At 70.1% G+C, this 19,910-nt stretch carries 23 protein-coding genes; 10 read left to right on the top strand and 13 right to left on the bottom strand.

Features of this window, described 5'->3' with window-relative positions:
• Positions 1-117: 117 nt before the first annotated feature.
• Positions 118-1,284, bottom strand: coding sequence for a M20 aminoacylase family protein (locus GE300_RS11465; protein ID WP_154446694.1), 1,167 nt, complete (start codon positions 1,282-1,284; stop codon positions 118-120).
• A 120-nt stretch (positions 1,285-1,404) separates the two neighbouring features.
• Between GE300_RS11465 and mazG the strand changes: the two genes are divergently transcribed.
• The gene (mazG, locus tag GE300_RS11460; protein WP_154446693.1) at positions 1,405-2,289 is read left to right on the top strand and encodes a nucleoside triphosphate pyrophosphohydrolase; all 885 of its coding nucleotides are present in this window, start codon (positions 1,405-1,407) and stop codon (positions 2,287-2,289) included.
• Positions 2,290-2,412: 123 nt separating this feature from the next.
• Here mazG and GE300_RS11455 read toward each other — a convergent pair whose 3' ends face one another.
• Complete coding sequence (locus tag GE300_RS11455; RefSeq protein WP_154446692.1) at positions 2,413-3,114, bottom strand: glutathione S-transferase family protein; 702 nt, start codon at positions 3,112-3,114, stop codon at positions 2,413-2,415.
• A gap of 102 nt (positions 3,115-3,216) precedes the next feature.
• Between GE300_RS11455 and GE300_RS11450 the strand changes: the two genes are divergently transcribed.
• Entirely contained in the window at positions 3,217-3,714 is a 498-nt protein-coding gene (locus GE300_RS11450; protein WP_154446691.1) for a MarR family winged helix-turn-helix transcriptional regulator, read from the top strand.
• A gap of 101 nt (positions 3,715-3,815) precedes the next feature.
• Here the strand turns inward: GE300_RS11450 and GE300_RS11445 are convergent, their stop codons facing one another.
• Positions 3,816-3,989, bottom strand: a complete 174-nt coding sequence (locus tag GE300_RS11445; RefSeq protein ID WP_154446690.1) for a hypothetical protein — start codon at positions 3,987-3,989, stop codon at positions 3,816-3,818.
• A 189-nt stretch (positions 3,990-4,178) separates the two neighbouring features.
• On the opposite strand from GE300_RS11445, the gene GE300_RS11440 reads away from it, so the two are divergent.
• On the top strand, positions 4,179-5,177 hold the full coding sequence (locus tag GE300_RS11440; RefSeq protein WP_154446689.1) for a PAS domain-containing protein: 999 nt from the start codon (positions 4,179-4,181) through the stop codon (positions 5,175-5,177).
• 132 nt (positions 5,178-5,309) lie between these two features.
• Entirely contained in the window at positions 5,310-6,587 is a 1,278-nt protein-coding gene (gene eno, locus GE300_RS11435; RefSeq protein ID WP_154446688.1) for a phosphopyruvate hydratase, read from the top strand.
• Between the two features lie 49 nt (positions 6,588-6,636).
• Here eno and GE300_RS11430 read toward each other — a convergent pair whose 3' ends face one another.
• Positions 6,637-6,843 carry a hypothetical protein gene (locus tag GE300_RS11430; protein ID WP_154446687.1) on the bottom strand — a complete coding sequence of 69 codons (207 nt, stop codon included), beginning with the start codon at positions 6,841-6,843 and terminating at the stop codon, positions 6,637-6,639.
• Positions 6,844-6,995: 152 nt separating this feature from the next.
• On the opposite strand from GE300_RS11430, the gene GE300_RS11425 reads away from it, so the two are divergent.
• Positions 6,996-8,531 (top strand): winged helix-turn-helix domain-containing tetratricopeptide repeat protein, encoded by a 1,536-nt coding sequence (locus tag GE300_RS11425; RefSeq protein ID WP_154446686.1) that lies wholly within the window; start codon positions 6,996-6,998, stop codon positions 8,529-8,531.
• Between the two features lie 236 nt (positions 8,532-8,767).
• Here the strand turns inward: GE300_RS11425 and GE300_RS11420 are convergent, their stop codons facing one another.
• The gene (locus GE300_RS11420; protein WP_233416943.1) at positions 8,768-9,280 is read right to left on the bottom strand and encodes a PRC-barrel domain-containing protein; all 513 of its coding nucleotides are present in this window, start codon (positions 9,278-9,280) and stop codon (positions 8,768-8,770) included.
• A 92-nt stretch (positions 9,281-9,372) separates the two neighbouring features.
• On the opposite strand from GE300_RS11420, the gene GE300_RS11415 reads away from it, so the two are divergent.
• Together GE300_RS11415 and GE300_RS11410 are read left to right on the top strand one after the other, a co-directional pair.
• Positions 9,373-9,924, top strand: a complete 552-nt coding sequence (locus tag GE300_RS11415; RefSeq protein WP_154446685.1) for a cupin domain-containing protein — start codon at positions 9,373-9,375, stop codon at positions 9,922-9,924.
• Positions 9,891-10,520 carry a thiamine phosphate synthase gene (locus GE300_RS11410; RefSeq protein ID WP_154446684.1) on the top strand — a complete coding sequence of 210 codons (630 nt, stop codon included), beginning with the start codon at positions 9,891-9,893 and terminating at the stop codon, positions 10,518-10,520. Before GE300_RS11415 ends, GE300_RS11410 begins: the two co-directional genes overlap by 34 nt.
• A gap of 160 nt (positions 10,521-10,680) precedes the next feature.
• On the opposite strand, the gene GE300_RS11405 is transcribed toward GE300_RS11410, so the two are convergent.
• The 3 genes from GE300_RS11405 to GE300_RS11395 all read right to left on the bottom strand — a co-directional run bounded on the left by GE300_RS11405 (position 10,681) and on the right by GE300_RS11395 (position 12,676).
• The gene (locus GE300_RS11405; protein WP_154446683.1) at positions 10,681-11,523 is read right to left on the bottom strand and encodes a lysophospholipid acyltransferase family protein; all 843 of its coding nucleotides are present in this window, start codon (positions 11,521-11,523) and stop codon (positions 10,681-10,683) included.
• Positions 11,520-12,305 carry a GNAT family N-acetyltransferase gene (locus tag GE300_RS11400; RefSeq protein ID WP_154446682.1) on the bottom strand — a complete coding sequence of 262 codons (786 nt, stop codon included), beginning with the start codon at positions 12,303-12,305 and terminating at the stop codon, positions 11,520-11,522. Before GE300_RS11400 ends, GE300_RS11405 begins: the two co-directional genes overlap by 4 nt.
• A 188-nt stretch (positions 12,306-12,493) precedes the next feature.
• Positions 12,494-12,676 carry a DUF3553 domain-containing protein gene (locus tag GE300_RS11395; RefSeq protein ID WP_154446681.1) on the bottom strand — a complete coding sequence of 61 codons (183 nt, stop codon included), beginning with the start codon at positions 12,674-12,676 and terminating at the stop codon, positions 12,494-12,496.
• Positions 12,677-12,705: 29 nt separating this feature from the next.
• On the opposite strand from GE300_RS11395, the gene GE300_RS11390 reads away from it, so the two are divergent.
• Positions 12,706-13,344 carry a histidine phosphotransferase family protein gene (locus GE300_RS11390; protein ID WP_154446680.1) on the top strand — a complete coding sequence of 213 codons (639 nt, stop codon included), beginning with the start codon at positions 12,706-12,708 and terminating at the stop codon, positions 13,342-13,344.
• A gap of 83 nt (positions 13,345-13,427) precedes the next feature.
• Here GE300_RS11390 and GE300_RS11385 read toward each other — a convergent pair whose 3' ends face one another.
• Genes GE300_RS11385 through GE300_RS11375 form a run of 3 tightly spaced genes read right to left on the bottom strand, consistent with a single transcriptional unit; the run spans position 13,428 to position 15,588 of the window.
• On the bottom strand, positions 13,428-13,970 hold the full coding sequence (locus tag GE300_RS11385) for a gamma carbonic anhydrase family protein (RefSeq protein WP_325063203.1): 543 nt from the start codon (positions 13,968-13,970) through the stop codon (positions 13,428-13,430).
• 12 nt (positions 13,971-13,982) lie between these two features.
• The gene (gene gmk, locus GE300_RS11380) at positions 13,983-14,675 is read right to left on the bottom strand and encodes a guanylate kinase (RefSeq protein ID WP_325063205.1); all 693 of its coding nucleotides are present in this window, start codon (positions 14,673-14,675) and stop codon (positions 13,983-13,985) included.
• 19 nt (positions 14,676-14,694) lie between these two features.
• The gene (locus tag GE300_RS11375; RefSeq protein ID WP_154446679.1) at positions 14,695-15,588 is read right to left on the bottom strand and encodes a YicC/YloC family endoribonuclease; all 894 of its coding nucleotides are present in this window, start codon (positions 15,586-15,588) and stop codon (positions 14,695-14,697) included.
• A gap of 209 nt (positions 15,589-15,797) precedes the next feature.
• Between GE300_RS11375 and GE300_RS11370 the strand changes: the two genes are divergently transcribed.
• A complete protein-coding gene (locus tag GE300_RS11370) occupies positions 15,798-16,439 on the top strand; it encodes a PAS domain-containing protein (RefSeq protein WP_154446678.1) in 642 nt (213 codons plus the stop codon).
• A 17-nt stretch (positions 16,440-16,456) separates the two neighbouring features.
• Here the strand turns inward: GE300_RS11370 and serB are convergent, their stop codons facing one another.
• Complete coding sequence (serB, locus tag GE300_RS11365) at positions 16,457-17,311, bottom strand: phosphoserine phosphatase SerB (RefSeq protein WP_154446677.1); 855 nt, start codon at positions 17,309-17,311, stop codon at positions 16,457-16,459.
• A gap of 65 nt (positions 17,312-17,376) precedes the next feature.
• Complete coding sequence (locus tag GE300_RS11360; RefSeq protein ID WP_154446676.1) at positions 17,377-18,747, bottom strand: class II 3-deoxy-7-phosphoheptulonate synthase; 1,371 nt, start codon at positions 18,745-18,747, stop codon at positions 17,377-17,379.
• A 176-nt stretch (positions 18,748-18,923) separates the two neighbouring features.
• Here GE300_RS11360 and GE300_RS11355 point away from each other — a divergent pair, with 176 nt between their 5' ends.
• Positions 18,924-19,895 carry a GlxA family transcriptional regulator gene (locus tag GE300_RS11355; protein ID WP_325063202.1) on the top strand — a complete coding sequence of 324 codons (972 nt, stop codon included), beginning with the start codon at positions 18,924-18,926 and terminating at the stop codon, positions 19,893-19,895.
• The last annotated feature ends 15 nt before the right edge of the window (positions 19,896-19,910 follow it).

Genomic DNA, 19,910 nt, shown 5'->3' with positions numbered 1-19,910 from the left:
CGAAACAGATAGCGGTTTTTCTGAGCCATAAGAGCACCTTAACATGCTCTCAGACCTACTCAGCTGGAATAGACCCTCCGCAAATATCCCCGCCGGCCACCGGCGCCGCGGATGGCGTCAGCGCGCCAGCGGCAGCCCGCGCTCGACCAGACGCACGAAGTAGCTCGCCCCGATCGGCGCCGCCTCGTCGTTGAAGTCGTAGTCCGGGTGGTGCAGCGGCGCGCTGTCGCCCTGGCCCAGGAAAACATAGGCGCCGGGGCGGGCCTGCAGCATGTAGGCGAAATCCTCGGCGCCCATCTCGGCCCGGCGCTGGTCGAAGACGTTCTCGGCCCCGACCACGTCGGCGGCGGCCTGCGCGGCGAAGGCCACCTCGGCGTCGTGGTTCACGGTGACTGGATAGCCGAACTCGTAGTCGATCGCGACCGTCGCGCCCTGGGCTGCGGCGACGCCCTCGCAGACCTCGCGGAGCCGTACCGCCAGCCGCTGACGCAGATCCTCGTCCAGGGTGCGCACGGTGCCGGCCAGCACCGCGTGCGGCGGGATCACGTTGTTGGTGGTGCCGGCATGAAACTCGGTGACCGAGATCACCGCCTGTTCCAGCGGGCTCAGGTTGCGCGCCGAGATCGTCTGCAGCGCCTGCACGATCTGCGCGCCGACGGCGATCGGATCTATGGAATTCTGCGGATAGGCGGCATGCGCGCCGCGCCCGTTCACGGTGATGGTGAACACGTCCGAGGCGGCCATCGCGGGGCCCGCGTTCATCTCGATCCGGCCGACGGGCACGCCGGGCCAGTTGTGCAGCGCGAAAACCCGCTCGATGCCGAACCGGTCCATGAGGCCTTCGTCGACCATTTCCTTCGCGCCGCCGCCGCCCTCTTCGGCGGGCTGGAAGATCAGCGCGACGGTGCCGGCGAAGTTCCGGGTCTCGGCCAGGTAGCGGGCCGCGCCCAGCAGGATCGTGGTGTGCCCGTCGTGGCCGCAGGCGTGCATCTTGCCCGGCACGGTGGACTTGTAGGCCCGGTCGGGCGCCTCGGCGATGGGCAGCGCATCCATGTCGGCGCGCAGGCCGATCGCCGGGCCGTCGGCCTGCCCCCTGATCAGCGCGACGACGCCGGTGCGGCCGATGCCGGTCTCGATCGTATCGACGCCGAAGTCCCTCAGCCGTTCCACCACGAAGGCGGCGGTCTGGTGGGTGTCGAACATCAGCTCGGGGTGGGCGTGCAGGTGCTGCCGCCAGGCGGTCATGTCGTCCCGGAACTCGGCGATGCGGTTGAGAACGGCCATGGCGATACTCCTTCAGGTGTCCGCTCCGTTGTCCCACCGATGCCGGGCCCCTTCAACCGGCATTTGCGGCCCGCGCCCGGCTGGCCTATCAGGGGGCGGGCGAGGCAGGAGGATCGAGCGATGACCACCGACAGCGACGCGCTGGTGCACGACGGCGGCGGCCGGATGGAACGGCTGCTGGAGATCATGGCCCGGCTGCGCGACCCCGAGACCGGCTGTCCCTGGGACATCGAGCAGGACTGGCGGAGCATCATCCCCTACACCATCGAGGAGGCGCACGAGGTCGCCGACGCGATCGAGCGCGAATCCTGGCCCGAGGTGAAGGCCGAACTGGGCGACCTGCTGCTACAGGTGGTGTACTACGCGCAGATGGCGCGCGAGGAGGGCCGGTTCGATTTCGACGGCATCGTGAAGGGCATCGCCGACAAGATGGTCAGCCGGCACCCGCACGTGTTCGGCGACGAGAGCCGGGACAAGACCGCCGACGACCAGGTGCGCGACTGGGAGAGGATCAAGGCCGCCGAGCGCGCTGCCGAGGGGCGCGGCGCGCGCACCGGGGCGCTGGACGGCGTGGCGCTGGGGCTGCCGGCGCTGACCCGGGCGCTGAAGCTGCAGAAGCGCGCGGCGCGGGTCGGTTTCGACTGGACCGAGGCGGGCGACGTGCTGGACAAGGTCGCCGAGGAATGCCGCGAGCTGGCCGAGGCGCGCGAGCATGAGACCCAGGCGCGGGTCGAGGAGGAATACGGCGACCTGCTGTTCGTGATGGTCAACCTGGGCCGGCACCTGGACGTCGACCCCGAGGCCGCGCTGCGGCGGGCGAACGCCAAGTTCACCCGCCGGTTCGCGGCGGTCGAGGCGGCGCTGGCGGCACGCGGCACGACCCCGCAGCACGCGACGCTGGAGGAGATGGACGCGCTGTGGGACGCGGCCAAGGCGGCGGAGAAGGCCGGCAACGATGACGAAGCCGCTGAGACCGCGGCGACGCCCGCCGCCAGGGCCGGCTGAGACCCGGCGGGCTCACGGTGAAACCGAGGGCGCTTCACCGTGAAAACCCCCTTAACCCCATGTTCTTGCAAGGGAACACTTTCTTGAAACAGAGTTAAGGCCGGATCTCCGGGTCGTGGCGGCCTATTCGGCGGCGGTGGCGGCACCGCCCGCGCCGGCCGCGATCAGGCGGCTGATGTGGCTGTTGCGGCCCTCGAGGAAGCGCAGCAGCAGCTGCGGGTAGTCCGGCCGCACCGCCGCCGCGACCGAGGGCCGCGCGGCCAGCGCGGCGCGCCATGCGGCGATGCGCGGCAGCTGGTAGAGGATGCCGAAGGCGCCGATCCGCTCGAAGGTGTCGAAATAGCGGAACACCGGGCCGAAGGCGGCGTCGACCAGCCCGAAGTCGCTGCCGGCGAACCAGGGCCCGGAAGCGCCGCCCTGCCCCAGTTCCGGCTCCAGCCGGGTGAAGCGGTCGCGCAGCGCCGCGGCCCTGCGGTCGAAATCCTGCGCGTCCGGCGCGTTGTAGAGCGCGGCGATGTCGCCGAGGATTGCCGAGGCGACGGCGCCGAAGGCGCGGTGGCGGGCGCGCTCCAGCGGATCGGCGGGATAGAGCGGAATGGGCTGCGTCTCTTCCAGGTAGTCGAGGATCACCGCCGATTCGAACACCGGGCGGCCGCCGGCCACCAGCACCGGCGTCTTGCCCAGCGGCGAGAGCGCGAGAAACCAGTCCGGCTTGGCGGCGAGGTCGATGTCGGTGCGCCGGAACGGCACCCCCTTCTCGGTCAGCGCGATCACCGCGCGCTGCACGAAGGGGCAAAGCGCGTGGCTGATCAGGTGCAGGGTCATGGTAGCCTCCGTTCAGGAATTTATATGCAGTTGCATGTATATTCCTGCGCAGCCCGAAATTCAAGATTGATGCAATTGCATCTTTGTGATCCAGTCGTGACCATGACCGACACCGTCTTCGACGTCGCCGCAGACACCCAGCGGGCCTGGACCGGGCTGGTCAGCGCCAGCCGGCGAATGCAGGACCGGATCGAGGCGCGGCTGAAGGCCGAGGGCCTGCCGCCGCTGGGCTGGTACGACGCGCTGCTTCAGATCGAACGCGCCGGCCCGGACGGGCTGCGCCCGCTGGCGCTGACCCGGCGGCTGCTGCTGCCGCAATACGGGATCTCGCGGCTGCTGGACCGGATCGAGAACGCCGGTCTGGTCGAGCGCCGCCGGGCGCCGGACGACGCGCGCGGGCAGATCGTGGCGATCACCGAAGCGGGCGCGGCGATGCGGGCGCGGATGTGGCCGGTCTATGCCGCCGAGATGCGCGCCGGCATCGAGGACCGGCTGACGGCACAGCAGATCGCGACGCTCGCCGGATTGCTGGCGCGGTTGCACGGCGCGGAAACCGAAGACGGCGGCGACAAGGGGGCTCAGGCCTCGGACATCTCGTAATGGTGCAGGTGCCGCTCCTTCACCACGCCCGTCCCGGACGGGTCGATGTGCGGCTGGCGCCAGTCGGGGCCGGCGAACGCGGCCAGCGCGGCGACGTCGCGTCAGACCATCACCATGCAGAACTCGTCCGGCGTCTCGGGGCGCGGCAGCCCGGCGGTCAGCGACAGCAGCCGGTCCTGCGCCCGCATCAGCGGGATCGCGGTATTGCGGAAGAAGTCCTCGAACTCGGCCCGCCGCGCCGCATGGATGACGGCGCGGAACACGCACACGATCATCTTTGCCTCCGTTACCGGCCCGCAGGATAGCACGGATGCGCCGTGCCCGCGGGACCCCGGCGTTTGCGGCCAACCGCGCGGCGGGTTACACTGCCGTTCCGTCGCAGCAAGCAGATCCCGTATCGACATGATCCCGATCCTTCTCGACAGCCCGACGGCCCTGCAGCGCGGCGCCGCGCGGGGCGCCCCTTGAGCGTCAACGACATTCCTTCGGACGGGGACCTCGGCGGCGACCGCTCGCTGGTCCAGGCGATCATGCATGCGCGGCTGCCGCTGATCTTCACCGACCCGACCGCGGCGAACAATCCGATCGTGTTCGCAAATCACGCCTTCTGCGCGCTGACAGGCTATGCCGCCGACGAGGTGCTGGGCCGCAACTGCCGTTTCCTGCAGGGTGCCGACACCACGCGCCAGAGCGTCACCGCGGTCCGCGACATCATCGCGACGCGGCGCGTGGACACGGTCGAGATCCTGAACTACCGCAAGGACGGCGCCACCTTCCTCAATTCGCTGCAGATCGGCCCGATCTTCGACACCGACGGCGCGCTGGTCTATTTCTTCGGCTCGCAGCTGGACATCACCGCCCGGCGGCAGGCAGAGGACGCGGCGCGCGAGCTTGCCGAGCAGGAGCTGATGCACCGGCTGCGCAACATCGTCAACGTGATGGCAGTGACCATCCGCGCCACCGCCCGCGAGGTCGCGGACAAGTCCGAGATGACCAACCTGCTGATCGAGCGCCTGTCGGCGCTGGGCACGGCACAGATCGAGGCGATCCGCCGGCCCCGCGGCGAGGCCGCCCGGGTCCGGGAGCTGGCGCAGTCCATCGTCGGCGCCTACGCGCCGCGCGGAACACCGCAGTTCGACCTGCACGGCCCGGACCTGGCGCTGCCGGCGGCGCTGATCTCGCCGGTCACGCTGGCGCTGCACGAACTGGCGACGAATTCGGTCAAGCACGGCGCGATGGGCAGCGACGCCGGCCGCGTCACGCTGGAGTGGGACAAGACGCGCGGCGCCGACGGCACCACGATCCGTTTCGTCTGGCGCGAGCGCGGCGGCCCGAAGGTGGTCGCGCCGGTGCGCACCAGCGGCTCGACGATCGTCCGCAACCTGGCCGCCGCCTCGGGCGGAAAGATCGCCTTCGACTGGCGCGAGAGCGGCCTGGTGGTGACCGGCGAGTTCCCGCTCTAGCGCGCCCGCGTGGCGGCGACACCTTTCCCCGCGCCCGGTCGCCTGCACGCGGGGAAAGGTTTTGCGCCCCCCTGCCCCTTGCGCTACAAGCCGCGCAAGGCCCTCGTCCCAATCCGAACAGGTTCCGCCGACATGAGCACCATCATCGACATCACCGCCCGCGAAATCCTGGACAGCCGGGGCAACCCGACGGTGGAGGTCGACGTGACGCTGGACGACGGCACCATGGGCCGGGCCGCCGTGCCCTCGGGCGCCTCGACCGGCGCGCACGAGGCGGTCGAACTGCGCGACGGCGACAAGGACCGCTACAAGGGCAAGGGCGTGCTGAAGGCGGTCGAGGCCGCTAACATGGAGATCGCCGACGCGCTGGTCGGTTTCGACGTCACCGACCAGGTGGCGATCGACAGCGCGATGATCGCGCTGGACGGCACCGACAACAAGGGCCGCGTCGGCGCCAACGCCATCCTCGGCGTCAGCCTGGCCTGCGCCAAGGCCGCCGCCGCCTGGCTGGAGCAGCCGCTGTACCGGTACGTCGGCGGCACCTCGGCGCGCGTGCTGCCGGTGCCGATGATGAACATCATCAACGGCGGCGAGCATGCCGACAACCCGATCGACATCCAGGAGTTCATGATCATGCCCGTGTCCGCCCCGGACATCCGCGAGGCGGTGCGCATGGGCTCGGAGATCTTCCACACGCTGAAGAAGGAGCTGTCTGACGCCGGCCACAACACCGGCATCGGCGACGAGGGCGGCTTCGCGCCGGGGCTGAGCAGCACCGACGAGGCGCTGGGCTTCATCATGCGCTCGGTCGAGAAGGCCGGCTACCGTCCGGGCGAGGACATCTACCTGGCGCTGGACTGCGCCGCGACCGAGTATTTCGCGGACGGCGTCTACGACATGAAGGGCGAGGGCAAGAAGCTGGATTCGGGCCAGAACGCCGACTACCTGGCGGCGCTGGTCGGCAAGTTCCCGATCATCTCGATCGAGGACGGCATGGCCGAGGACGACTGGGACGGCTGGAAGATCCTGACCGACAAGCTGGGCGACACCGTGCAGCTGGTGGGCGACGATCTGTTCGTGACCAACTCGCGCCGGCTGGCCGACGGCATCGCCAGGGGCTGCGGCAACTCGCTGCTGGTGAAGGTAAACCAGATCGGTTCGCTGACCGAGACGCTGGAGGCGGTGGACATGGCCCACCGCGCGCGCTTCACCTGCGTGATGAGCCACCGCTCGGGCGAGACCGAGGACGCCACCATCGCCGACCTCGCCGTCGCCACCAACTGCGGGCAGATCAAGACCGGCTCGCTGAGCCGCTCGGACCGGCTGGCGAAGTACAACCAGCTGATCCGCATCGAGGAGATGCTGGACGACACCGCGATCTACGCGGGCCGTTCGATCCTCAAGGGCTGAATCGGCTTGCAAAACTTCGGCGGGCCGCATCGCGCCCGCCGTCCGGAAATCAAGGATGCGTGTTCGGGTCCTGCGGTTCAGTGTTCGGACGGGCCCCGAACACCGCCGACACCGCCCGGATGCCCTGGCGGAACTTGGCTCCAAGCGCGAACACCTGGCGCTTTAGCTCATCGGATTGAAGGGTACGGCCGTACCGCTCGTGGCGCTCGGCAATCCGGAATGCATGCCTGAAAACATACTCATCGCGGCCGTGCATGGTGTCCTCCTGTATGTGGTGCTCCGGCGACATCGCCGGTGGCATCACCTTGCCAGTCGCGCTGATCGAATACTTTCAGGCGGTTTTGGGAAGCTGTCACGCTTTCGTCCATTTTCCTTGAGGACGATCAGGTAGCGTGGTCCAATCCGGAGATGGACGGGCATGGGGCAATCAGTTTCCTCGATTTCAGGCTCGACCCGCTTCGGGGCGAACTTCTTCGGGACGGTGCCGTTGTCGCGGTGGAGCCCCAGGTATTGGACCTGATCGGCTACCTTGCTGCACATGCGGGGGAGATCGTTACGCGCGACGAATTGATTGAACATGTCTGGCGGGGACGCATCGTCTCGGACAGTGCCATCGCCAGCCGGATCAACGCAGCGCGCGCAGCGCTTGGCGATAACGGAACGGCCCAGCAGGTTATCAAGACGATCCAACGTCGTGGTTTCCGCTTCGAGGCGTTGATCCGCACCGACGAAACGGCGCGCGGCGCACTGCCCGAGAAGCCCTCGGTCGCGGTACTTCCGTTTCAGAATCTGTCGGGTGATCCGGAACAGGCCTATTTTTCAGACGGAATGACGGATGACATCATCACCGATCTGTCGCGCTACGACGAATTGTTCGTCATCGCCCGGCACTCCTCGTTCGCCTATCGCGGAAGCAATGTGTCCACGCAGCAAATCGCCACTGAGTTGAACGTGCACTATATCGCCGAGGGGTCGGTGCGGCGCGCAGGGGACCGTATTCGTGTCACCGCACGCCTGATCGATCCGCACGCCGGCAACGAGTTATGGTCGGATCGCTACGACAGGCATATCAAGGATATCTTCGAAGTTCAGGACGAGATTTCCCTGCTTATCGTCAACACGCTTGTTGGGGAAATCACTCACAATCAACACCTACGTTCGTACCAAAAAAGCGAAGCCACGGTGAGTGCCTACGACCATTTCCTACGCGCAGCCGAACTGAACTTCCTTATGGGATGTGACGAGGTTCGCGCGGCTAGGGCCGAGGCCGAACGCGCGCTGGCATGCGACGCCGGGTTTCCCCGCGCCCATGCGCTGATTGCCTGGACACACATATCGGAAGCGTCGAATGCTTGGGCGGAAAACACTAGGGCCGCGCTCGACCAGGCTCGCGCGGCAGCTATTGCCGCGGTTGGCGCCGGTCCGCGAGAACCGTTCGCGCATGCTGTTCTGGGGTGGGTATACATGTGGCGAGACCACGCTTTCGAGCGCGGACTAGCCGAACAGCGGCGCGCGCTTGAGGCCAATCCCGGTAGCGCACAGCTTCGCAGCATGTTTGCCTTCTCGATGACCTATGCCGGATGTTCGGCCGAGGCGATAGAGAACCTGGACCAGACAATGAAACTGAACCCGCATTATCCGGAATTATACCATGTTTTCTACGGCCGAGCGCTGTTCAATCTGCACCGCTACGCCGAGGCTATCGGGCATCTTGAGCGGGCGCGCACGTCACAACCCCGACATGCCAACGCGCTGGCCCAAACCGCGGCGTGCTATGCTGCCCTGGGCCGCGACGACGATGCGCAGGTAACGGTACAAGAGGTTCGCCGCGCCAGTAGCCGATACACCCTGTCGCATGCGAGAGACTTCGTTCCCTACGCCAATCCAGACGAGCAGAACCACTTCCTGCGTCACCTTTCCAGCGCGGGCTTGACGACAGACTGAGGCTCTGCCGAATACCGCCGAGCACGTCACTCGAACCCAGCGAGATGGCCGTTAGCGAAAACAACCATCTCTGAACTGCCGGATAGGCCGGGCATTCGCGCAGCGCACGCTTCACGGAAGAAGCCATAGAACCGTCGCCCCCATCGCGGACCTACGTAAACAACGAAATGCCCCGCCGGGCGATCCCGGCGGGGCAGATCAGAAGCACTTAGTTCAAGCGGGGCACTCTGGTCAGGTTACTCCCAGAAGCCTTCGTCCATTTCCGGAAGCTGCTCCAGCTCTTCCTCGGTCATGCGGGTGACGATGGCGTACTCCCTGTCGTCCACCGGGACCAGCTGCATGTCGGTGACCTCGAGCATCACGTGCTTGTCGGCGATGTCCAGAAAGCCGCCGATCTCGGCGACGACGCCCTTCAGCTGACCGTCGCGCGACAGCACGATGTCCTCGATCTCGCCGATATCGTTCCAGCCGTCGCCGACGGCGTTGAAGCGGGAGGTCTCGTCCCAGACCTCGCCCTCGGCCAGCGAATAGACCTCGCCGCCGGTGATGTCGCGGGTGCGGATCAGTTCGGCGTCGGTCATCCCGGCGGCATTCTCGGCCATGGTCTCGGCATTCTCGGCGGTGTTCTGCGCGCTGTTCACGGCGCTTTCGGCCGCGTTCTCGAGGTTCTCGCCCAGATCGTGGCTGTCGGCCAGAACGGGCGCGGCGGCAAGCATCATCGCGGCGGCGGAAACGGCAATACGGTTCATCTGTGACCTTTCGTAAGATTGTTGCGTCACCACCCAACGACCGGGACGCAAGCCGGTTCCGAGTCGATTTCGCCGCGGCATGAGGCCGGCGCATGGACACGCGCGAGCTCATCGACCGGCGGAAACCGGAGCCGGCGCCGCACCCCGAGGGCGGCTGGCACCGCGAGAGCTGGCGCGCCGCGGCGGCGCCCGGCACGCGGCCGGCGGGCCTGCCGATCTACCACCTGCTCGAGGCCGGGCAGCGGTCGCACTGGCCCCGGCTGGACAGCGCCGAGGCCGGGCACTTCCACGCCGGCAGCGCGCTGCGCCTGGAGATGGCGTCCGGCAGCGCCGCGCCGCCGGAGACGCACCTGCCGGGCCCCGGATCGGGCCGTGCCGCCCGGCTGGTGGCAGGCGGCGCGAAGCCCCGGCGCATGGACGCCGGCCGGATGCGCCGGTCGCGCCCGGCGCCCAAGCCCGCAGTCCGCGACAGGCCGCCAGGCCCCCCCCCGCGGACCGCCGGATCGCGCCCTCCTCCCGCCCGCAAGGTTTCGCCGCCGCCGGCACGCCCGCGCTGGACCCGGGCCGGGCCCGGCGATATGAACGGTCCGTTCAGAAGAAGGGATGCGCCATGTCCGACGCCGAGCCGCCGAAGCTGTATCTGACGACGCCGCCGCAGTTCGACCTGTCGAGCTTTCCCGACCTGCTGGCGCAGGTCTGCGACGCGGTGCCGCCGGCCTGCCTGCGGCTGGCGCTGGCCAGCCGCGACGAGGATGTGCTCGGCCGCGCCGGCGACCTGCTGCGCGCCTTCGGTCACGCGCGCGACATCCCGGTGGTGATCGACGACCACCACCGGCTGGCCGAACGCCTGGGCCTGGACGGGGTGCACCTGACCGACGGCGCGCGCCGGGTGCGCGAGGTGCGCAAGGCGCTGGGCAAGGACGCCATCGTCGGCGCCTTCTGCGGCACCTCGCGCCACGCGGCGATGACCGCCGGCGAGATCGGCGCCGACTATGTCGCCTTCGGCCCGGTGACGCCCTCCGAGACGCTGGGCGACGGCAGCGCCGCCGCGCCGGAGCTGTTCGCCTGGTGGGCCGAGATGATCGAGGTGCCGGCGGTCGCCGAGGGCGGGCTGACCGAGGCGGCGCTGGACGCGGTCGCGCCGCACGCGGACTTCCTGTGCCTCGGGCAGGAGGTCTGGGCCGCCGCCGACGGCCCGCTGGCGGCGGTCCGGCGGCTGGCGGCGCATTTCGGCGACTGACGCCGGCCGCCGCTGCGGGGCTCGCCCGTCGGGCACGGCCCGGCCCGCTCGCCGGCGCATGGCGCACCGGGCGGGCGACGGCAACCGGCGGCGGGGCCCCGGTTGCGCCGCACGGCGGAACCGGGGAGAAGCGACCTGGCGCGCCAGCGCCGCCGCCGGATCAGCCGGGCAGCGCCTCGCCGGCGCGGGCCAGCGCCTGCTCCATGCCGCGGCGCACCGCCGCCTCGCAGGCGCGCGCCAGCGCCTTGCGGTCGGGATAGGCGTCGACACGCAGCGGCGCGTGGTGGATCACCTCGACCTCGGCGCCGCGCGACAGCGCGAACACCGCCGTCAGATGCTCCTTCAGCCCCATCTCGCCCCACCAGCCGTAGAAGCTGCGCGGCAGGTCCGGCGCCGGGTGGTAGACCAGCGTCACCGGCTGTACCCACAGCGCCTTGCGCAACGCGGGCGTCTCGAACGCGGCGAAGATCGTCGAGCGGAACGGCAGCACCCGGCGCCCGTCGCTCGAGGTACCCTCGGGGAAGAACGCCAGCCGGTCGCCGGCCAGCAGCCGCTCGGCCAGCTGGTCGCGCTGCCGCCGCGCCGCGGTGCGCCGCCGGTCGATGTAGACGGTGCCGATCTGCCGTGACAGCCAGCCCACCAGCGGCCAGCCGGCGACCTCGGCCTTGGAGACGAAGTAGACCCGGTCCGCCGCCAGCAGCGCGAAGATGTCGATCCAGCCGGCGTGGTTCGCCACCACCGCGCCGCGGTGCGTCATCGGCCGGCCGACGCGCCGCACCCGCACGCCGCACAGCGACAGGCAGATCCGTCCCCACAGGCAGGTGATCCGGTGCGCCACGCCCAGCGGCGCCAGCCGCTCGAGCAGGTTGAACAGCACCACGAACACGATGCCGGCATAGGTCACGGCGAACAGCGCCAGCAGCCGCAGCGCCATGCGCAGCCGCTCGGCCGCGCGCGGCCGGCGCAGCGGCGGCGGCTCGGCCTGGTTCCAGGTCACGCTCATGCCGCGTGCGCGCCGCCGGCGTAGAGGGTCTTGTACTTGCCGACCATGCGCGCGGTGTCCATCAGCAGGCAGACGTCGATGGTGTTGAAGTCGCGATCGACGAAGGCGCCCTCGCCGACGAAGCCGCCCAGCCGCAGGTAGGCCTTGATCAGGTTCGGGATCTGCCGCACCGCCGCGCGCGCATCCAGCGCCGCCGGCGGCAGCCGGTCCATCGCCACGAAGCCCTCGGGCTGCGCCCGCACCCGCAGGTCGGGCGGCGCCAGGTGACGGTGGTGCAGATAGCTGAGCGCCGGCGCCACCGCCTCGGGGTCGGTGCCGTGGAACGAGGCGACGCCGAACAGGATCTCGATCTCGCGCTCGGTCACGTAGCGCGCCAGCGCGGTCCACATCAGGTGCATCGCGGCGCTGCCGCGGTAGTCCGCGGCGACGCAGGAGCGGCCCAGCTCCAGCGTCCGGCGCGGCTGTGCCTCGAGCGGGCTCAGATCGTATTCGGACGCGCCGTAGAACCCGCCGGCCTGGCGCGCACGCTCGCCCGGCAGCAGCCGGTAGACCCCCACCACCCGGTCCAGCGGATCGTCCGCCGCGCGCTGCCGGTCGATCATGATCAGGTGGTCGAAATGCGGATCGAACCGGTCCTTCTCCAGCCGCCGGGCGTGGTCGGCGTCGGCGGCGGGCGCGCCCATTTCCTCGACGAAGACGCGATAGCGCAGGCGCTGTGCCGCCGCGACCTCGGCGTCGTTTGCGGCCAGCCTGATGTCGAAACGGCTTGCGTCGAGTTCCATCTGCCCTTCCCGGTCAACGCGTCTCGGCTCCGCGGCGGCGGAGACGCGCGCCCGGTCCATACCAGCGCCACACCGGCGCGCGCGCGTTCCCGTGCATATGCGACAGCCGGACGCGAGGCAACCGCTGTGCCCGCCGACGCCGCGCGGGTCGTTAATGTCTCGTTAAGGTTGTTGAGCGATCATTGACCTCAACCCGCGTTCGGGTCAGTCTCGGGCAGCAGGACCACGTTCCGTCCATTGATCACGATTTTGCCCACATGCTCGAAGTTCACCGTTATCCGGTCGCCGATGACCGACTGCACCTGGCCCAGCCCCCAGTCCGGACGGTCCGGATGACGGACCAGCATGCCGGGTTCCAGAAACTGGTTCATGCCGCCTCCTCGGTGCGGCGGGGCCGCGGATGAGCCGCCCCGGCCTCAACGGCGCCCTCAGCGGCGCCGACGTCTCGGCGCTGGTCAGCACCCGCATCTGCCACGACCTGATCAGCCCGATCGGCGCGATCTCGAACGGCGTCGAACTGCTGGCCGAGACCACCGGCGCCGGCTCGCCGGAACTTGGCCTGATCGGCGACAGTGTCAATTCGGCGTCGGCGCGGCTGCGCTGCTTCCGCATCGCCTTCGGCGCGGCGCCGCCGGGCACCCGGGTGCCGGTCGCCGACCTGCGCGCCGGCGTCGACGCGATGCTGGGCGGCGGGCGCACCCGGATCGCCATCGCCGCCGGCGGCCCGCAGTTGCCGCGGCACACCGCCAAGCTGCTGCTGCTGGCGCTGCTGTGCCAGGAGGCGGCGCTGCCGCTGGGCGGCGACGTGCAGGTGGCGGCCGACGAGCGCCGCTTCCGCATCGACACCGCCGCGCCGCGGCTGCGCGACATCGAGTCGTTGTGGGCGGTGGCCGCAGGCCACCCGCCGCCGCCGCACCTGGCCCCGGCCGAGGTGCAGTTCCTGCTGATGGGCCAGATGCTGGCCGATCACGGCGTCGTGCTGCGCCGCCAGATGCGCGACGACGGGCTGTCGCTGGAGGTGGCGGGCCTGCCGGCCTGACTGCACCGCCGCGGCGCGCCGCGCGCGTGGCGTCGACCGGACCCGCCGACCGCACCGCCACTGCCGCGCGATGCCTGCGGCGCTCACGCCCGCAGCATCGCCGGCGTCATCCCGGCGCGGAACCGGCGCATGTTCTGCCGGTATTTCCCGGCCGAGTCCAGCAGCCCCTGCCGCGCCGCCGCGTCCAGCTCGCGCACGACCTTGCCGGGCGCGCCCATCACCAGGCTGCCGGGCGGGATGATCTTGCCCTCGGTGATCAGTGCGCCGGCGCCGATCAGGCTGCCGGCGCCGATCACCGCGCCGTTCAGCACCGTCGCGCCCATGCCGATCAACGCGCCGTCGCCGACTGTGCAGCCGTGCAGGATGGCGCGGTGGCCGATGGTGCAGTTCGCGCCGATGGTCAGCGGAAAGCCCGGATCGGTGTGCAGCACCGAGCATTCCTGGATGTTCGAGCCGGCGCCGAGGCGGATCCGCTCGTTGTCGCCGCGCAGCACGGCGTTGAACCACACCGAGCTGCCGCTTTCCATCACCACGTCGCCGATCACCGCGGCGCCGGGGGCGACCCAGACGTCGCCGTCCTCGGGCAGGTGCGGGCTGACGCCCTCGAGATCGTAGAGTCCGGTCACGGCAATCCTCCTTCAGCCTTCGCGGCGGTCGAATTCCTCGTTCAGCGCCTGCACGTGGCCGACCAGCCCCGGCACGCATTCGCGCCGCTGCCGCTCGACCGAGATCACCGCGCGCAGCTGGCGCTCGCAGGCGTCGAGATCGTCGTTGACGAACACGTAATCGTACTCGGCCCAGTGGCTGATCTCGTCGCGGCTCTTGCGCATCCGGTCGGCGATCACCGCGTCGTCGTCCTGGCCGCGGGCGCGCAGCCGCGCCTCCAGCTCGGCGATCGACGGCGGCAGCAGGAAGATCGACACCACCAGCCGCCCCAGCGCGCTGTTGCGGATCTGCTGCCCGCCCTGCCAGTCGATGTCGAACAGAACGTCCCGCCCGGCGTTCACCGCGTCCTCGACCGGGCCGCGCGGCGAGCCGTAATGGTTGCCGAACACGCGCGCGTGTTCCAGCATCCCGCCCTCGGAAACCTGCTGGCGGAACGCCGCCTCGGTCAGGAAGTGGTAGTCCTTGCCGTCGACCTCGCCCGGGCGCGGTTTGCGGGTGGTGGCCGAGACCGAGAAGGTAACCTCGGGGTCCCAGTCGCGCAGCCGGCGCGACAGCGTCGACTTGCCCGCGCCCGAGGGCGACGAAAGGATGATCAGCAGCCCGCGCCGCGCGGCTGTCCGGGGCTGGGCGGCGGTCTTGGGGGTCGTGCGCTCGGGCGGGGTCACGGGCGGGGTCACGGGCGGATCACTCCACGTTCTGGCACTGTTCGCGCATCTGGTCGATCACCACCTTCAGCTCCAGCCCGATCGCGGTCAGCGCACCGTCCTGCGCCTTGGAGCACAGGGTGTTCGCCTCGCGATTGAATTCCTGGCACAGGAAGTCGAGCTTGCGGCCCACCGCGCCGGCCTCGTCCAGCAGCGCGCGGGCGGCGGCGACATGGCCGGTCAGCCGGTCCAGTTCCTCGGTGATGTCGGCCTTGACCGCCAGCAGCGCCAGTTCCTGCGCCAGCCGGTCCTCGTCGATCCGGTCCTGCGACGCCAGCAGCGTCGCGACGCGGCCCCGCAGCAGCGCGCCCTGGCGCGCGGCGCGGGCCTCGGCGGTCTCGCGGGCGCGGGCGACCAGCGTCTCGACGGTGTCGATCTGCTGGCCCAGCACCGCCTCCAGCGCGCGGCCCTCGGCGGCGCGGGCGGTGTCGAGCGCGGCGAACAGCGCCGGAATGTCGGCGCCGATCGCCTCGGCCAACGCGCCCATGCGGTCGGGGGCGCGGCCCGGATCGATCACCCCGCGCAGCCCCAGCACCTCGCCGGTCGATACCGGGGCAAGCGCCACCCCGGCACGCTCGGCGGCGCGGGCGACCTGGGCCGCGGCCTGCAGCGCGCGGTCCAGCACCGCCTCGTCGAGCTGCAGCGCGGCGGCGCCCTCGGACTGCGTCACCCGCAGCGACACCTGGACGCTGCCGCGGGTCAGCCGCGCCTGCGCCGCGGCGCGCAGCTTCGGCTCCAGCGCGTCCAGCCCGTCGGGCAGGCGCACGCGCAGGTCCAGACCGCGGGCGTTGACGCTGCGTGCCTCCCACTGCCATTCGGCGGCCTCGGTCTGTCCGCCATGCGCGGCGAAACCGGTCATCGATCTGAGCGCCATCTGCCCCCCTTTGTCGCGCGCCGTTTGTGCCTGCCCCGCCTCCGTTAAGCAATCCTTAACGCGACTCGTTGCAAATGCTTAAAACTGTCTTAGAATTTGAGCTGCATCCGATGAGTATCCGGATGTGCCCTCGGATCGGGACGGCGGCGTATCGCGTGGTCCGAAAGCGCTGAAGGGCGGTAGAACAGTAAACAAGGCATTCAGACGACATGAATACTGACGCTCTGACCAAGTTGCGCGCATATTGGGAAGACCTTCGCGCCGATCGCATCGCCCCCTACCGCTCCGAGCTGGACCCCCGGCGGTTCGAGGACGTGCTGGAGCACATGTTCATCCTCGAGCAGCTTGGGCCGGACCAGATCCGGGTCCGGCTGGGCGGCCTGGCGCTGTGCGAGATGATGGGCATGGAGGTGCGCGGCATGCCGCCCGAGGCGCTGATCGACTCGCCGCACCGCGAGGCGTTCCGCAGCCACATCACCGCGGTGCTGTCGGCGCCGGCGGTGCTGGAGCTGGATCTGCTGGCGGCCGACGCGCAGGGCCGGCCGATGCGCGGCCAGATGCTGCTGCTGCCGCTGCGCAGCGACTTCGGCGAGGTGACCCGCATCCTGGGCTGCGCGGTGACCGAACGCATCCCGGTCCGCACCCCGGTCAACTTCGGCATCGAGGCGCATCGCATCACCGTCGTTCACGGCTTCGCCGGCGACGGCGAGGCGCCCGGCGCCCTGCCCGGTTTCGCCGAGCCGGCGGCCGGATTCAGCGGCGCGCCCTCGCTGCGCGAGGTGATCGACAATCCCGCACCGATGGTCAGCCGACCGCGCCGGGGCCATCTGAAGGTCGTGCCGGAGCGCTGAGCGCGGCGCCGGCGCGCTCACCCGGTCAGGCCCTGCAGCGCCAGCACCGCGGTCAGGTCGGAATGGTCCAGCACCGCGTCGGCCTCGGCGCGCAGCGCCGGCTTGGCGCGGTAGGCGACGCCGAGACCCGCCATCCGGATCATGTCCAGATCGTTGGCGCCGTCGCCGATCGCCACCGCCGCCTCGGGCCCGACGCCCAGTTCTTCGCACAGCGCGCGCAGCGCCGCGGCCTTGGCCTCGCGGCCCAGCACCGGGCGGCGCACGGTGCCGGCCAGGCGGCCGTCGGCCTCGTCCAGCACGTTGGCCTGGTTGCTGGCGAACCCGGCGGCGGCGGCGACCCGCGACGTGAAGAAGGTGAAACCGCCCGACACCAGCGCGGTGCGCGCGCCGGCGGCGTTCATCGCCTGCACCAGCGCGCGCGCGCCGGGGTTCAGCCGCACGCGCTGGTCGTAGCACTGCTGCAGCGCGCCGGTGGACAGGTTCTTCAGCAGGCCGACGCGGGCGTCGATCGCCTGCTCGAAATCCAGCTCGCCGCGCATCGCGCGCTCGGTGATCTCGGCCACCTGCGGCTTGACCCCGGCGAAATCCGCCAGCTCGTCGATGCACTCGACGCCGATGATGGTGCTGTCCATGTCGGCGATCAGGATGCGCTTGGCGCGGCCCTCGGCCGGCACCAGGTTGACGTCGAGGCACAGGCCCTCGCGCAGCGCGTCCATGTCGGGGGCCGCGCCGGCGGGCAGCGCCACCTCGGCGGCGCTGGCGCCCAGCGGCTTCAGCCCGGCCGGGTCGGCCGCGAGGCGCGCGAGCGCGGTTTCCACATCGGCGCGCGGCAGCGGCCCGGCGGCGGTCAGGACGGCGATCTTCTGGGTCATCTCGGCTTCCGGCACTGAAGAAGGGCGCCCGATGACCGGACGCCCCGTCGGGAAGGCGCGCGGGCTCAGACCGCCGCGCGCTGCGCCTCGCGGCGATGGTGCAGCTCCTCGGCCACCAGGAAGGCCAGCTCAAGCGACTGCGCGGCGTTGAGCCGCGGATCGCAGGCGGTGTGGTAGCGGTCGGACAGGTCCTCGTCCGCCACCGCGCGCACGCCGCCGGTGCATTCGGTCACGTCCTTGCCGGTCATCTCGAAATGCACGCCGCCGGGATAGCTGCCCTCGGCCGCGTGGATCTGGAAGAACTCGCGCACCTCGCGCAGCACGCGCTCGAACGGGCGGGTCTTGTAGCCGGACTCGGACTTGATCGTGTTGCCGTGCATCGGATCGCAGGACCAGACCACTTTGGCCCCTTCCCGCTCGACGGCGCGGATCAGCCGCGGCAGATGCTCGCCGACGTTGCCGGCGCCGAAGCGTGCGATCAGGGTCAGCCGGCCGGCCTCGTTGTGCGGGTTCAGCGTGCCGATCAGGCGCAGCAGGTCGTCCTCGGAGATCGAGGGGCCGCATTTCAGGCCGATCGGGTTCTGCACGCCGCGGCAGAACTCGACATGCGCGCCGTCGGGCTGGCGGGTGCGGTCGCCGATCCAGATCATGTGCCCCGACCCCGCCACCGGCAGGCCGGTGGTCGAATCGGTGCGGCAAAGCGCCTCTTCGTATTCCAGCAGCAGCGCCTCGTGGCTGGTGTAGAAATCGACCCGGTGCAGGCTGTCGACGGTGTCGCCGGTGACGCCCGCGGCCTGCATGAACTCCAGGCTCTCGTGGATCCGGTTGGCCAGCGCGTGGTACTTCTCGTAGCCCGGCGCGTCCTGGGTGAAGCCCAGCGTCCAGGAATGCACCCGCGCGATGTCGGCGAAGCCGCCCTGGCTGAACGCGCGCAGCAGGTTCAGCGACGCCGCCGCCTGGGTGTAGGCCTGCAGCATCCGCGCCGGATCGGGGATCCGCGCCTCGGGGGTGAAGCCGATCTCGTTGACGATGTCGCCGCGGTAGCTGGGCAGCTCGACGCCGTTCCTGACCTCGGTCGGGGCCGAACGCGGCTTGGCGAACTGGCCGGCCATGCGGCCGATCTTCACCACCGGCAGCTTGGCGCCGAAGGTCAGCACCACCGCCATCTGCAGCATCACCTTGTAGGTGTCGCGGATCAGATCGGCCGAGAATTCCTCGAAGCTTTCGGCGCAGTCGCCGCCCTGCAGCAGGAACGCCTGGCCGTTGGCGACCTCGGCCAGCTCGGCGCGCAGCCGGCGCGCCTCGCCGGCGAAGACCAGCGGGGGATAGCTGGCAAGCTTCGCCTCGACCGACCGAAGCGCCTCGGCGTCGGTATAGTCGGGCATCTGGATCCGCTCTTTCGTGCGCCAGCCGTTTCTGGACCATGCTGCGGTCATGATCTCGCTCCCCGAGTCAGGTTGAAGTTGCGGGAAGCACGTATAGGCAAGTCGCGCGGGATTGGCCAGCGCGCACGGCGCAATTCCGGGCGATTCCGGCCGGCGCGGTCGTTTCGCGCTTGACGCGCCCTGCGGAACCAAATTCCATTGCGCAAAAGAACGGCGGGGAGGCAGACGTGAGCGAGCCGGAACAGCGCCCGAAGCCGTACGTGTTCCTGCTGCTGGAACAGTTCACGCTGCTGGCCTTCGCCAGCGCGCTGGAGCCGCTGCGGCTGGCGAACTGGATCGCCAAGTCGCCGCTCTACCAGTGGCAGGTGGTGGCCGGCGACGGCGCGCCGGTGCCGTGCTCGGCCGGGATGGCGATCCAGCCCGACGGCGGGCTGGAGGACCTGCCGCGCGAGGCCACGGTGATCGTCGTCGGCGGCGTCGACGTGAAGCGCGCCGTCACCAAGCCGGTGCTGACCTGGCTGCGCCGCGAAAGCCGCAAGGGGGTGACGGTGGGCGCGATCTGCACCGGCGCGCAGGCGCTGGCGATGGCCGGGCTGCTGGAGGGGCGCCGGGCCACCATCCACTGGGACAACCGCGACAGCTTTGCCGAGGAATTTCCCGAGATCGAGCTGACGCAGAACGTGTTCGTGATCGACGGCAACCGGCTGACCGCCTCGGGCGGGACCACGCCCAGCGACCTGATGCTGCGGCTGATCGCGCGCGACCACGGCACGCCGCTGGCCAATGCGGTGGCGGACCAGATGATCCACACCTCGATCCGGTCCGAGCGCGATGCGCAGCGGATGTCGATCCCGACCCGAATCGGCGTGCGCCACCCCAAGCTGGCCTCGGTGATCGAGAAGATGGAGCAGAACATCGAGGAGCCGGTATCGCCCTCGGTGCTGGCCAGCGACGTCGGCATGTCCACCCGGCAGCTGGAACGGCTGTTCCGCCGCTATCTGAACCGCAGCCCGAAACGCTACTACATGGAATTGCGGCTGAACCGGGCGCGCAACCTGCTGCTGCAGACCGACATGAGCGTGATCAACGTGGCGCTGGCCTGCGGCTTCGCCTCGCCCTCGCATTTCTCGAAATGCTATCGCGCGCAGTTCGGCAACACGCCCTACCGCGAGCGCGGCACGCAGGCCGAAAACGCGTGAAACGGCTTTTTTCTC

This window comes from Halovulum marinum, from assembly GCF_009697225.1.
In the GTDB taxonomy this organism is placed as follows: domain Bacteria; phylum Pseudomonadota; class Alphaproteobacteria; order Rhodobacterales; family Rhodobacteraceae; genus Halovulum; species Halovulum marinum.
This window is presented reverse-complemented; position numbering and strand designations above follow the sequence as displayed.